The 12,986-nt window shown below is 68.2% G+C and carries 9 protein-coding genes and 1 pseudogene; 5 read left to right on the forward strand and 5 right to left on the reverse strand.

The annotated features are described in order from the left end of the window. Positions 1-21 precede the first annotated feature (21 nt). From G6N31_RS06735 to G6N31_RS06745, 3 genes are read left to right on the forward strand one after another with little or no spacing between them, the layout of a single operon-like run. Positions 22-2,160: a catalase gene (locus tag G6N31_RS06735; RefSeq protein ID WP_098004965.1), complete on the forward strand. Its 2,139-nt coding sequence runs from the start codon at positions 22-24 to the stop codon at positions 2,158-2,160. A 9-nt stretch (positions 2,161-2,169) separates the two neighbouring features. Further along, positions 2,170-2,394, forward strand: a complete 225-nt coding sequence (locus G6N31_RS06740; RefSeq protein WP_098004964.1) for a hypothetical protein — start codon at positions 2,170-2,172, stop codon at positions 2,392-2,394. A gap of 40 nt (positions 2,395-2,434) precedes the next feature. After that, complete coding sequence (locus tag G6N31_RS06745) at positions 2,435-3,544, forward strand: Rv2629 family ribosome hibernation factor (RefSeq protein WP_098004963.1); 1,110 nt, start codon at positions 2,435-2,437, stop codon at positions 3,542-3,544. On the opposite strand, the pseudogene G6N31_RS06750 reads toward G6N31_RS06745, so the two are convergent. Together G6N31_RS06750 and G6N31_RS06755 are read right to left on the reverse strand one after the other, a co-directional pair. Continuing rightward, positions 3,520-5,408 (reverse strand): annotated as a pseudogene (locus tag G6N31_RS06750) (CheR family methyltransferase). The gene G6N31_RS06745 and the pseudogene G6N31_RS06750 overlap by 25 nt on opposite strands. Positions 5,409-5,540: 132 nt before the next feature. Then, positions 5,541-6,689, reverse strand: coding sequence for a glycosyltransferase family 4 protein (locus tag G6N31_RS06755; protein ID WP_098004962.1), 1,149 nt, complete (start codon positions 6,687-6,689; stop codon positions 5,541-5,543). Between the two features lie 168 nt (positions 6,690-6,857). On the opposite strand from G6N31_RS06755, the gene G6N31_RS06760 reads away from it, so the two are divergent. Beyond that, complete coding sequence (locus tag G6N31_RS06760; protein WP_098004961.1) at positions 6,858-7,883, forward strand: chemotaxis protein CheB; 1,026 nt, start codon at positions 6,858-6,860, stop codon at positions 7,881-7,883. A gap of 90 nt (positions 7,884-7,973) precedes the next feature. Then, positions 7,974-8,627 (forward strand): ATP-binding protein, encoded by a 654-nt coding sequence (locus G6N31_RS06765; protein ID WP_234815430.1) that lies wholly within the window; start codon positions 7,974-7,976, stop codon positions 8,625-8,627. Positions 8,628-8,637: 10 nt separating this feature from the next. Here G6N31_RS06765 and katG read toward each other — a convergent pair whose 3' ends face one another. The 3 genes from katG to G6N31_RS06780 form a co-directional block, all read right to left on the reverse strand. Next, complete coding sequence (gene katG / locus G6N31_RS06770) at positions 8,638-10,887, reverse strand: catalase/peroxidase HPI (protein ID WP_165776265.1); 2,250 nt, start codon at positions 10,885-10,887, stop codon at positions 8,638-8,640. Between the two features lie 49 nt (positions 10,888-10,936). After that, positions 10,937-11,380 carry a Fur family transcriptional regulator gene (locus G6N31_RS06775; protein ID WP_098004958.1) on the reverse strand — a complete coding sequence of 148 codons (444 nt, stop codon included), beginning with the start codon at positions 11,378-11,380 and terminating at the stop codon, positions 10,937-10,939. 357 nt (positions 11,381-11,737) lie between these two features. Continuing rightward, entirely contained in the window at positions 11,738-12,886 is a 1,149-nt protein-coding gene (locus G6N31_RS06780) for a DUF7159 family protein (protein ID WP_234815429.1), read from the reverse strand. Between the last annotated feature and the right edge of the window lie 100 nt (positions 12,887-12,986).

Genomic DNA, 12,986 nt, shown 5'->3' on the forward strand with positions numbered 1-12,986 from the left:
CCGCTTTTCCCTGGAGGCCCGATGCCCGCCGCCCGCCGCCCGAAGCAATCCGCACCCGCCGATGTCAGCGCCACCGGGGCAGTGAAGGGGACTGCGCCACAGGACGATCCGCGCAGCCAGCAGGGCCGCTACCTGACCACCGCTCAAGGAGTGCGCATCCCCGACACCGACCACTCCCTCAAGGCCGGCGTGCGCGGTCCGACGCTGATGGAGGACTTCCATCTGCGGGAGAAGATCACCCACTTCGACCACGAACGCATCCCCGAGCGGGTGGTGCACGCCCGCGGCGCCGCCGCGCACGGCGTCTTCGAGGCCTACGGCAACGGCGCCAAATTCACCAAGGCCGCGTTCCTGGCCGCCAAGGGCAAGCAGACCGAGGTGTTCTGCCGGTTCTCCACGGTGCTGGGGTCGCGTGGGTCGGCCGACACGGTGCGCGACACCCGTGGGTTCGCGGTCAAGTTCTACACCGACGAAGGCAACTTCGACCTGGTCGGCAACAACATGCCGGTGTTCTTCATCCAGGACGGCATCAAGTTCCCCGACATCATCCATGCCGGCAAGCCGCATCCCGACGTGGAGATCCCACAGGCCCAGTCGGCGCACGACACCTTCTGGGACTTCGTGTCGCTGCACACCGAGGCCACCCACCATGTCTTCTGGAACATGAGCGACCGCGGCATCCCGCGCTCCTTCCGCACCATGGAGGGTTTCGGCGTGCACACGTTCCGGCTGGTCAATGCAAAGGGCCAGACCAGCCTGGTGAAGTTCCACTGGAAGCCGGTGGCCGGCGTGCACTCCCAGGTCTGGGAGGAAGCGCAGATCACCGCCGGGTGCGACCCCGACTTTCACCGGCGGGACATGGCCGACGGCATCGAGTCCGGTGCCCCGCTGGAGTACGAACTGGGCGTGCAGGTCATGCCCGACGACGGCACTGACTCCTACGACGGCATCGACCTGCTGGACCCGACCAAGATCGTGCCGGAGGAACTGGTGCCGGTACAGCTGATCGGCAAACTCACCCTGAACCGCAACCCGACCAACTATTTCGCCGAGACCGAGCAGGTCGCCTTCCACACCGGAAACCTGGTGCCCGGGATCGAGGTGACCAACGACCCGCTGATGCAGGCTCGGCTGTTCTCCTATCTCGACACCCAGCTCACCCGGCTGGGCGGCCCGAACTTCACCCAGCTGCCGATCAACCGTCCGCACTGCCCGGTCAACGACATGTTGCGCGACGGCATGCACCAGACGGCCGTGCACGCGGGTCAGGCCCCGTACCGCCCCAACAGCATCGACGGCGGTGAGCCGGTGGTCGCCGACGAGGACGAGGGTGCCTACGTCCCGACCCCGCGACCGGTCCAGGGCGAGGTGATGCGCGGCCAGCCGGCCTCGTTCGACGACCACTTCACCCAGGCGGCCATGTTCTACCGGTCGCTGACCGACATAGAACAGGCGCACATCGCCGAGGCATTCACCTTCGAACTCGGGAAATGCTACGAGCAGGCGATCAAGGAACGGCAGCTGCAGGTGTTGGCCAACGTCGATGCGCAGTTGTGCGCGAAAGTCGCCGAAGGTCTCGGGCTGCCGGCGCCCAAGGGCAACCCGCCGGCCGACGTGGTCGTGTCTCCGGCGCTCTCCCAGGTCGTGACCACGCCCGGCCCGGTGGCGGGCCGCAAGGTGGCCGTCGTGGCCGACGGCTCTTCCGATCTGGCCGGTGTGGCCAAGCTGGCCAAGGCACTGGACAAGGTCGGCGCCAAGGCGATGGTTCTGGCCCCGGTCGGCGGCACCCTCAAATCGGGTCGCCGCACCGTCACCGTGGACCGGACCTTCACCACCGCCCGCTCGATCGAATTCGACGCGGTGGTGATCGCCGACGGGGCACCCGACCGGCTCGACATCAAGCTCGCGGTGCTGTTGCACGAGATGTACCGGCACTGCAAGCCGCTGGGCGCGTGGGGCGACGGACGCAAGCTGCTCGAAAGCGCGGATATCGCGCTCTCCGGACCGGGTGTGTTGACCGCGGGTGATGTGTCGACGTCGTTCAGCGCCGAGTTGGTGGCCGCGCTGGGCCTGCACCGGGTGTGGGAGCGCGCCGACGCGGTGATGGCCTCCGATGTGCCGCCCGTGCGCGCGACGTCGCGGCGCGGGAAGCGCAAGTAGCCACGCTCAGTGGCCTCGGCGCCGGGTACCCCGTCGAGCATCTCGAACCCGAAGGCCACCGCCGCGGACTTCCTGTCACCGGGCCGGGACCTCGACGATCTGGCCGCCGCGGCGCAGCGGTGCCGCGGCGGCCAGCTGTTCGAGGACCGGCGTGCGCCGGACGCCGCCCGCGAGGAGTCTTTCGCGTCGCTGGTGGCCGATCTGCGCTTCGCCGCCCGACTTCTGGACGGTTGAACCACGTTTCACTCCGGCGGCTGCGGGCACCCAGCAAGGCATGCAGCCCACACGTTTTCGTCCGCTCGTCGACACGGCGGGGCCGTTCGCCTCTGTGGTCGTCGACGACTCCCACAACACCGCCGACGCCGAGAAGCAGTTCGAGCTGCGGTGGCGCGCCGTCGCCGAGGAGTTGGGCGCGCAGGGCGCCGACGACGCCCTCATCGAGGCGGTACACGGTGGCCTGTCGGCCGGTGCGCAGCCTGTCGGGCGCGGTGGCAGGGCGGTGGTGGCGACCCGCGACGGCGCGCAACTCGTCGAGCGGTTGATCCGTTCTCCCGACATCCCGACCACGCGGGTGTCGGCACTGCCCTACTTGGTCCCGGTGATCATCCACGGAATCGACGACCCGCCCTACCTCACCGTGGTCGTCGATCACGCCGGCGTCGACGTCACGTCCCACCGCAACGGGCGCAGCGAGAGCATCACCGCCGAAGGTGACGCCTACCCGGTGCACAAGGCGTCGGGTTCGGAGGACGCGGGCTACGGAGACACCCAGCGCACCGCCGAGGGGGCGCGCCTGAAGAACATTCAGGAAGCCGCTGCGGTCGTCACCACCACCTTCGACGACGTGGGGCCGGAGCTGGTGTTCGTCGTCGGGGAAGTGCGCTCGCGGGCCGACCTGGTGGCCAACCTCCCCCAGCGGGTGGCCGAGTGTGTGGTGGAGGTCAACGCCGGTGCCCGCGGCAGCATCGACGAGGAGGCTCTGCGGCACGATATCGACACCCGTCTGCAGCTGCGCCGTGTCGATACCATCGACGAAGCCGCACAACGCTTTCAAGCCGAGCTGCACCGGGAATCCGGCCTCGCCACCGAGGGACTCGCCGGGGTGTGCGCAGCATTGCGCGAAGGAGCGGTCGACACGTTGATGATCGGTGACATCGGTGCTGCCACAGTCCTGGTCGGAGATTCACCGACGCTGCTGGCCCCCACCCCTGAGGTGCTTTCCGAACTCGGTGCCGGAGGCTCGGCGACCACGGTGCGCGCCGACGAGGCGCTGCCGTTGGCCGCGGTCGCCGTCGACGCGAATCTGGTTGCGCTGGACGAGCGCGTCGCCCCTCGCGACGGGGTGGCCGCCCTGTTGCGCTACGCGCCGCGCACCTCTGCCTGATCGGTAGTCCCGACCACCTCCATCAGCAGCACTGCACCGTTTACCGAATCGTCGGTGCCGCGAAATGCTGTGCACATCAACCTAATACGCGTAGAACGTCCCCGGCGGTCGACGGCGTCGACGGTCATCTCCTCAATGGAGCCGGCATCCACGAAGACTCGGCCGAGCAACGGCTTCACGGCTTCGGTCGGCAATCCGATGTCGAGGTTGGACAGCGGCACGCCGAGCGCTTCATCGCGACGCAGACCCCAGAGTTCCTCGCACTTGCGATTCCACAGCATCACCCGCATCTGACGGTCCACCACCGCCAGGCCCATGCGTATCGAGCCGGTCAGCGATTCGGTGAACGCGGTGGCCTCGTCGAGCTCGAGGCTGCGTTCCCGCAACGCCTCGTTGATGGTGTGCAGTTCGTCGTTGGTGGACTGCAGCTCCTCGTTGATGGTCTCGAGTTCTTCGTTGGTGGACTGCAGTTCCTCGTTGGTGGTCTCGAGTTCCTCGACCGTCGATTGCAGTTCCTCGTTGGTGGTCTCGAGTTCTTCGTTGGTGGACTGCAGTTCCTCGTAGGCGGTTTCGACCTGGCGGTTGGTCTCCACCACCTGGTCGATCAAGGTGCGGTTGGCGGTGACGTCGAAGAACACGATCGACACCCCCAGCAGACCGTTCTCGACGTCGACGAGGGGGTCGACGTGGATCTCGAACCATGCCGGATCCGAACCCGCCCGCTGCCACTGCACATCCTGGATCAGGGCCGTTCGGCGTTCCACCTTCGCCTGCTCGACATGGCTGCGCAGCTCGACCGGACGGTAGGACACGTCGAGGTCGCGCAGTCCCCGGCCGATGTCGCGAGCCGACAGGCCGAACGTGACCTCGGCCTGTTGGTTGATCATGGCCACGGTGTCGTCTCCGGTGACCACGATCTGCGCCACCGGACTGGCGCGGAACGCGAGGTCGCGGATGGCGTCCATCCCGGAGACCTCGGCGTGGCGTTCAACCATCCCGCCCGGCGCCGAGCGCTCAGCGCCGGCGGGGTCGGTGCTGACCCGGCGGAAGATCCGATACCTCAGATTCAGCGGTGTGAACCGGTCGGTGTGACTCAGCAGCATCTCCGCGTGGCCGAGGAACAACACGCCTCGCGGGCCAGGGCGAAGTGCAGGCGGCTGAGCACGCTGCGTTGGGTGTCGGCGTTGAGGTACATCAGCGTGTTGCGGCACACCAGCAGGTCGACCCGCGAGATCGGGGCGTCTCTGACCAGGTCGTTGCGTCCGAAGATGACCGCGCGGCGCAGGTCCTTGTGGAACACGTACCGGCCGTTGACCGGCTCGAAGTACCGGTCGAGCAGCTCTGCGGGTACCGATTCGACGGCTTTGGCGTCGTAGGAGGCCGTACGCGCCTCACTGAGCGCCTCATCGTCGACATCGGTGGCGTAGATTTTCACGCGTTGGCGGAACTCCTCGGCGCCGACGGCCTCGGCCAGAATCATCGCCAGCGTGTAGGCCTCCTGACCGGAGGCACAGCCTGCGCTCCACACCCTGATCGGGTCGGACGGATTCCGCTCGGCCAGCAGGGCCGGCACGACCTCGGCGCGCAGATAATCCCATGCCGGGGCGTCCCGGAAGAAGCCGGTGACGTTGATCAGAATCGTGTTGAACAGCATGGAGAACTCGTCGGCGGAGGCCTGCAGCGTGTCGAGGTACTCCTCGAACGACGACTGCCCCACCTGTTCCATGCGGTGCGGCACCCGTCGCATCAGCGAGGTGCGCTTGTATCCGGTGAAGTCGAACCCACGGGTATCCCGGACATACCGCAGAAGTGCTTCGAAGGCCTCAGCCTCTTCGTCGGAGTCGTCGTCCACACCGGAGTCCATGCGCCGAGAATGCCAGAATCGGGCCGTTGGCTCGCCCATTGCGCGGAAACGCAGGTCCTACGGGGCGGGCAGCAACCTTCCAGCCATACGAAATGACCTTCTGGACAGGCGTTTTCGTGGGCCGCGTGGCTGTTACCGGGCCAGCGCGGCGTCGACGCCCTCCACGGCAGCCTGATAGACGATCTCCGCGTCGGTGGCGATTCGGTCCCAGCAGTACCGCGACCGGATTCTGGCCCGCCCGGCAAGTCCCATGCCCTGCCGCAGCACACTCCGATGCAGCACGGAGTGCACGGCGCGGCCCAGCGCTCGGGTGTTTCCGGGCGGTACGAGCAGCCCCGTGACGTCGGCGACGATCGCGTCCCGCGGGCCACCCGCCTCGACCGCGACCACCGCCACACCCGATGCCATCGCCCGCAGCGCCAGGGTCGCGTGCGGGTCGTAGGCCGACGGGCACACGGCCGTGTCGGCGGTTCTGAGCAGCTCACAGAGCTCGTGTTCGGTGGGGGCGGCGAGCACGCCGACCCGGGCGCCGACACCGGCGCGCCGCACCATGCGGTGTACCCGGTCGAGATCACGCGGGTCGGCCGGCTGCATCGTGGCGATCGTCAGCTCGGCGGTGGTCAGTGACGGCATCACCGTGATCAGTTCGTCGACGCCGCAATGTTCGGCGAGGTTGTGTGTCAGTGACACCACGCGGTGGCGGCTCGGACTCGGCGTAGCCGGTGGCGTCGCGGCACCGACCTCGTCGACGTCGACACCGGCCGGCAACACCGCGACCCGCGCTCGGGGGCACCCCATCCGGATCACCTCGAGTTTGTCATCGGTGCAGGTGGTGGTCACCATGGTGGCGTTCTTGGCCAACAAGGCCTCGATCTTGGCCGCGTCGTTCGGTGCGCCGGCGGGTCTTGCATACCGCGCAGCTGTGGTGGACAGCCCGTGAAAGCCCTGCACTGTGGCCACCGGCGCCTTCTTGGCTGCCAGTTGGGCGGCCAGCCCGTAGGCCCGGCCGGTGCAGTGCACGACGTCGGGTCGGTCGGACTGCCAGGCATCGAGCAGAAATCGACTCATCTCACCGACCAACGGCAGGAGGGCTTCCGGTCGGCGATCGTCGATGGTGTGCACCGGCACCGGCACCGGGACGTAGCGGGCGTCCCGGGCCTGGCGGTCGGTGCCGTCAGCGGAGTACACCTGCACGTCGTGGCCTCGTCGGGTCAGCGCGTCGGCCATCGTGGCGAGATCGTAGGTTCGGTCCGACAGATCCCCCACCAAAGCCAGTCTCATACAACCCCTCACTACGACGGCGACTCTGCACCCATCAGGTTGGGAGTCCACTTCGTTGGCTACGCAAACTTTTCGACCGGATCGCTTCGTTCGGCGTCCCGAACCGTTCGTATTTCGGATATGAGCGGTCTGCCCCTCATCGTCTGCATAACGGCCGATAGTGGGGGTATGCGCGCGTTCGTGAACTCCGACTCGGAGCAGCAGGCCGAGGGCGTGGTGGCGATCGGCGGATCGGCAGGTGGCGTGGAGGCGCTGTCCAAGATCGCCGCCGGGCTGCCCGCGGACCTGCCGTACGCGGTGCTGATGGCGCTGCATCTGTCCGCGGGCGGCCCGAGTGTGCTCGCGCAGATCATCGAACGCCGGGGTCCCCTCAGGGCGGTCTCGGCCCAGCAGGGAGCCGTCATGCAGGCAGAACACATCTATGTCGCGGTGCCGGGCCGCCACCTGCTCAGCTGCGATCATCGGATCGTGCTCTCGGATGGGCCGAGCGAGAACGGCCACCGCCCGGCCCTGAACGCGATGTTCCGTTCGGTCGCGCTCGCGTTCGGCCCCGCCGCGATCGGGGTGCTGCTCTCCGGGGTGCTCGACGACGGTGTGCTCGGGCTGGCAGCGGTCCGCGCCCGCGGCGGGGTCACCCTGTGCCAGACGCCTTCGGATGCGTTGTTTCCCGACATGCCGGCGCACGCAATCCAGGCGGGCGTCGTCGATCAGACCGCCACCGCTGCCGACCTCGGCCCGCTGATCGGCAAACTCTGCAAACGTCACCGCGACTGCGACGTCCCCCGTCCGCCGGACGGTTACATGGAGCTGGAGAACCGCATCGCGATGGCGGACCGTTTCTCCACCGGTATCAGCGGTGAGTCTCTGGGCCCGCCTTCAGGGTTCACCTGCCCTGACTGCAACGGCTCCCTGCATGCCCTCGGCGACGGGCGGTTCCGTTGTCAGGTGGGCCACGCGTGGACAGCCGACTCGTTGCTCTCGGAGCGTGATGAGGAAGTCCAGCGGGCTCTCTGGATCGCGGTCCGCATCCTGCATGAGAAGTCGCGGCTGGTGCATCAGCTCGCGGTGAAGGCGACGTCGGCTGCGGTGCGCGACCGCTACCTCGCGCTGGCCGAAGAGGCCGACAAAGCCCAGTCCGTGCTGCGCGAGAGGCTGGCCCCCTCGACACCCCGACCCACTCCGCGAGATGTCTGAACAGCACTTGGTGTCCATCACCATCCGATACGGACCCGACCGGATCACCCTGGCGATGTCGGGGACCTGGACAGCTCGACCTACCGGGAGGTGCGCGACAGCGTCATCAAGGCCGCCCTCGACGAGCCAAGAGTCGTCGAGGTCGACGTCAGCAACCTGCAGGTGCCGTCCGGTTCAGCGTGGACGGCGTTCACCAGCGCCCGCTGGCACGTCAGTACGTGGCCCGACATCCCGATCATCCTGGTCTGCAGCGACGACCAGCGCCGAGCCGCGATCAAACGCAACGCGATCGAGCGCTATGTCCCCGTCTACGCCCACTCACCCGGAGACTCCGAGTTGATCGTGGACACACGCCGCGTCCGTCGGCGCGCTCGAGCCGAGCTACCGGCCACGCTGAGCAGTCTGCGCGGAAGCCGTCAGCTCATTTCGCAGTGGCTGCACGAATGGGATCGCCCGGAAGCCGGGATCACCGCGCAGACGATCGCCACCGTGTTCATCGACAACGTGCTGCGCCACACCTCGAGCGCACCGACGCTGGTGCTCGAAGCCGGCCCGAGGACCGTGGCCGTCGCGGTCAGCGACAGCAGCCATCGACCCGCGGTGCGGCACGAGCATGCAGAGTCCGGCGCCCACACCGTCTCCGGTCTGGCCATCGTCGCGGCGCTGAGCCGCGCGTGGGGCTCTCACCCCAGGACCGACGGGAAGACGGTGTGGGCGCTCCTCGGACCCGAGAACTACCTGTAGGGCCTGCGGGTCACCGTAAGTCGAACCGGTCGTTGTTCATCACCTTGACCCAGGCAGCGACGAAGTCCTCGACGAACTTGCCCTTGCTGTCGTCCTGCGCGTAGACCTCGGCGATGCCGCGCAGCACCGAGTTCGAGCCGAACACCAGGTCGTTGGCCGTGGCCGTCCAGCGAGGTTCACCGGTGACGCGGTCGCGACCGTCGTAGACGTTCTCCGTGGCCTCCGAAGGCTTCCACTCCGTCCGCATGTCGAGCAGGTTGACGAAGAAGTCGTTGCTCAACACCCCCGGCTTGTCGGTGAACACGCCGTGCTTGCTGCTGCCGTGGTTGACATTGAGCACGCGCAGACCACCGATGAGCGCAGCGAACTCCGGAGCGGTCAGGTCGAGCATGTAGGCCCGCTCGACCAGCAGCTGCTCCAGCGGCGCCTTCTCACCCGGCCGGACGAAGTTGCGGAAACCGTCGGCCCGCGGTTCGAGCACCGCGAACGACTCCACATCGGTCTGCTCCTGCGTGGCGTCGGTGCGTCCCGGCGCAAAGTGCACGTCGATCTCGTAGCCCGCGTCGCGCGCGGCCTTCTCGACGGCCGCCGAACCGCCCAACACGATGATGTCGGCCAGCGACACCTTCTTGCCGCCGGTGGCCGAGGAGTTAAACTCCTGCGCCACCCGCTCGAGCACCGGAAGCGCCTTGGCCAGCTCGGCCGGCTCGTTGGCCTCCCAGTTCTTCTGCGGCTCCAGCCGGACCCGGGCGCCGTTCGCGCCGCCGCGCTTGTCGGTGCCGCGGAAGCTGGCTGCCGACGCCCACGCCGTCTTGATCAGCTGCTGCACGGTCAGGCCGGAGTCGAGCAGCTTGGTCTTCAGCGCGGCGATGTCGGACTCGTCGATCAGCTCGTGGTCGACCGCCGGCACCGGGTCCTGCCAGACCTGCTGCTGCTCGGGGATCCACGGCCCGAGGTAGCGGCTCACGGGTCCCATGTCGCGGTGCATCAGCTTGAACCATGCACTGGCGAAGGCCGCGTCCATCTCCTCGGGATGATCGAGCCAGCGCCGGGTGATCTTGCCGTAGATCGGGTCTTGGCGCATCGACACGTCGGTGACCAGCATCGTCGGCTTGCGCGGCGGACCGCCGAACGGATCCGGGATCACCGCCTCGGCGTCCTTGGCCTCGAACTGCCACGCTCCGGCGGGGCTCTTGGTCAGCTCCCACTCATAGCCGTAGAGGATCTCCAGGTAGCGGTTGCTCCACTGCGTCGGCTTGTCGGTCCAGACCACTTCCAGACCGCTGGTGACGGTGTCGCCGGCCTTGCCGGAGCCGAACGGGCACTTCCAGCCCAGGCCCTGCTCCTCGAGCGGAGCACCCTCGGGCTCGGGACCCATGCCCTCGTCGGGGCCGGCCCCGTGGGTCTTGCCCAGGGTGTGGCCACCGACGATCAGCGCGGCGGTCTCCTCGTCGTTCATCGCCATCCGGCCGAACGTCTCGCGGATGTCGTGGGCCGCGGCCAGCGGATCCGGCTTGCCTTCCGGGCCTTCGGGATTGACGTAGATCAGGCCCATGGTGGTCGCACCGAACGGCTCGGCCAGCTTGCGATCGCTGTCGTTGGTGCCGCCGTAGCGCTTGTCGGTGCCCAGCCAGGTGTCCTCCTGGCCCCACAGCATCTCCTCGGGCTCCCAGATGTCCTCGCGGCCGAACGCGAAACCGGCGGTCTTGAAGCCGGAGACCTCGAGCGCAGCATTGCCCGCGTAGGCGATCAGGTCCGCCCACGAGATCTTGTTGCCGTACTTCTGCTTGATCGGCCAGAGCAGGCGGCGGGCCTTGTCCAGGTTGGCGTTGTCGGGCCAGCTGTTGAGCGGGGCGAAGCGCTGCGCGCCCTGCCCGGCGCCGCCGCGGCCGTCGAAGATGCGGTAGGTGCCCGCGGCGTGCCAGCTCATCCGGATGAACAGACCCGCGTAGCTGCCGTAGTCGGCCGGCCACCAGTCCTGGGAGGTGGTGATGACCTCGAAGACGTCACGCTTGAAGGCCTCGACGTCGAGCTTGGCGAACTCCTCGGCGTAGTCGAAGTCCGCGCCGAGGGGGTTGCCCTTCTCGTTCTGCTTGTGCAGCACCGACACGTCGACCTGCTCGGGCCACCAGTCGCGGTTGGTCAGCGGAGCGTGCGACTTGGGCTTCGGGGATTCGATGACCGGGTTTTCGCTTTCGCTGTCGCTGGCGGTCTTGCTGTCAGCGTGCGGGGGCCGAGCATCGGAGGTATCAGATGACACTGTGTTCCCTTCCTGATCCATACATTCGGTAAATGATGGGGCTGTTTGATCACGGATGTGATCGGGACATACGAGATGCCGTGCACCGAGGGCAGAACCCCCAGTAGATGACCTCCGCCTCGTCGACGTCGAAGCCGAGGTCGTCGGAAGCCGTCAGGCACGGGGCGTCGCCGACCGCGCAATCCACGTCGGCGATCACCCCGCAGGACCGGCACACCATGTGGTGGTGGTTGTCGGCGACCCGGGTCTCATACCGGGCCACCGAGCCTGCCGGCTGTATCCGTCGAACCAACCCCGTCGCGGCCAGCGCGTTGAGCGCGTCATAGACCGTTTGACGGGAGATGTCGGGCAGCACGTCGCGTGCAGCCCTGATGATGAGCTCAGTGTCAGCATGCGGATGCTGTTCGACTGCCTGCAGCACCGCCATCCGGGGACGGGTGACGCGCAGAGCGGCCGAGCGGAGCGCGCCCGCATAGTCGGAATCTTCGGCCATCCTCTCGATCTTGGCCCCTTTTCTGGACGGAATCAAGTTTTTCTCGAAAGTTGGCGCGCGTGTTGCGAAAACGGTGCGCCGGGGCCCGGGCACCGCTCGGGCTTTCGCTCCTCCGGGCCGGGTACGCGGCAGTCATGACTGAAGGGGGCCCTCGTCACCGGCGCCTCCAGGGCAGCAAGGACGACCCGGCCGACGTAGCCCGTCAGGGCTTCGAGGCACTCATGCGCGGGGGCAAGCAGGTGGTGGTCAGTTCACTGAGCTCAAAGGCGATGGGGCGCCGTCGCGCAGGTGCTGCCTGGCTCGGTGAAAGCCGCGGGCAGTCGGCTGATCTCGGTGCCGATGGGGCGCTGACGCCCGTCAGGGCAGAGCTCCGAGGAAGACGTTCAGCGGTCCCGGCGGCGGTTCCGGCGCCGCGGGCGCGACCGGCGCCGAAGGCTCCGGAACGGCGATGGGCCCGGCCACCGGGGCGGGATTGCTCAGATGCGGGCGCCCGGCCGGTGACGGCATCTGTTCGGCGGGTGCCATCTGGGCTGGCGCCGAAGCCACCTCTGCCACCGGGGAAACCTGGGGGCTTGTTTCGGCGACGGCGGTGTTCTCAACTGCACTGTTCGCGACCGCAGTGTCCTCGACCGCGGGGGTCACCGGCACCGACGCCGATCGCCGCGGGGTGCTGACCTCCGGAACCGCCTCGACCGCGGGCGCGGCTTCGGCGACGATCGTCGACTCCGGCGAGGAGCCGGCGTCGCGCTGGGTGGCGCCGGCTACGTCCGGCCGTGCCAGCACCGGCTCGGGTGCCGGTGCCGGGACGGCGGGTTCGGGGTCTCCCGAGGGGGCGGAGGTCGGCTCGGCTACGGCGCTGGCCGGTTCAGGTGCCGGCGCCGGGGTCGGGCTGACACCGACGAAGGCGTACAACGCGACTCCGACGACGGCGGCGACGCCGACCGCGGCGGCGATCCGCAGCGGGACGCGGGCACCCGCCGACTGCAGAGTTGCACGACTGGTGTCGACGAGCCGGGCCATGGAGTCGCGGGCGTTGTCGCCGACCGCGGCCAGCCGGGCGCCGACCCCGTCGCGGACGGGGCCAGGCTCCGCGGAGCGGTGCGGTACCAGCGCCGTCAGCCGCTGCAACGCCGAACCGGTGTCGTCGGCGTGGGTCGCCCGAGCGGCGCCGTAGGCCATCGCCAGGTGCGGGGCGATGTGCCGCGCGGTGCGGTTGCGCCCTTCGCGGGCCTCGTCCGGGGTGATCGTCTCGATCGCGTCGAAGCCGTAGAGCCGCAGCTTGGTCCGCAGCCGGATGCCGTGCTGGCGGCCGTCCTCGGTCCAGGTCAGATGCACGCTGTCGATGTCGTGGTCGGTTTGCGCGGCGAACGCCTGCACGCTCTGCGCGGCAGCCTTGGCTACCTCGTCGACCGAGGTGACCGCGACGACCTCCTCGGCCAGGACCGTGCCGCTGCTGGTGTCGAGAAGCACCCACACCGCGCTCGTCGCGGTCAGTGACAAGCCCATTACCCGCATAGCTACCCCTAGTCGACTACCAGTGATGGCTGTTTATCGGTGCTCCTGGGACAGATGTTACTCAGGTCACCCATCGGCGCCGGATCCCCGA

Source organism: Mycolicibacterium duvalii (assembly GCF_010726645.1).
Classification (GTDB): Bacteria; Actinomycetota; Actinomycetes; order Mycobacteriales; family Mycobacteriaceae; genus Mycobacterium; species Mycobacterium duvalii.

Excerpts from the sequence above, each read along its gene's own strand:
- G6N31_RS06735 (WP_098004965.1), top strand. The coding sequence starts at position 22 with ATGCCCGCCGCCCGCCGCCCGAAGCAATCCGCACCCGCCGATGTCAGC.
- G6N31_RS06745 (WP_098004963.1), top strand. The coding sequence starts at position 2,435 with ATGCAGCCCACACGTTTTCGTCCGCTCGTCGACACGGCGGGGCCGTTC.
- G6N31_RS06755 (WP_098004962.1), bottom strand. The coding sequence starts at position 6,689 with ATGAGACTGGCTTTGGTGGGGGATCTGTCGGACCGAACCTACGATCTC.
- G6N31_RS06760 (WP_098004961.1), top strand. The coding sequence starts at position 6,858 with ATGCGCGCGTTCGTGAACTCCGACTCGGAGCAGCAGGCCGAGGGCGTG.
- G6N31_RS06775 (WP_098004958.1), bottom strand. The coding sequence starts at position 11,380 with ATGGCCGAAGATTCCGACTATGCGGGCGCGCTCCGCTCGGCCGCTCTG.
- G6N31_RS06780 (WP_234815429.1), bottom strand. The coding sequence starts at position 12,886 with ATGGGCTTGTCACTGACCGCGACGAGCGCGGTGTGGGTGCTTCTCGAC.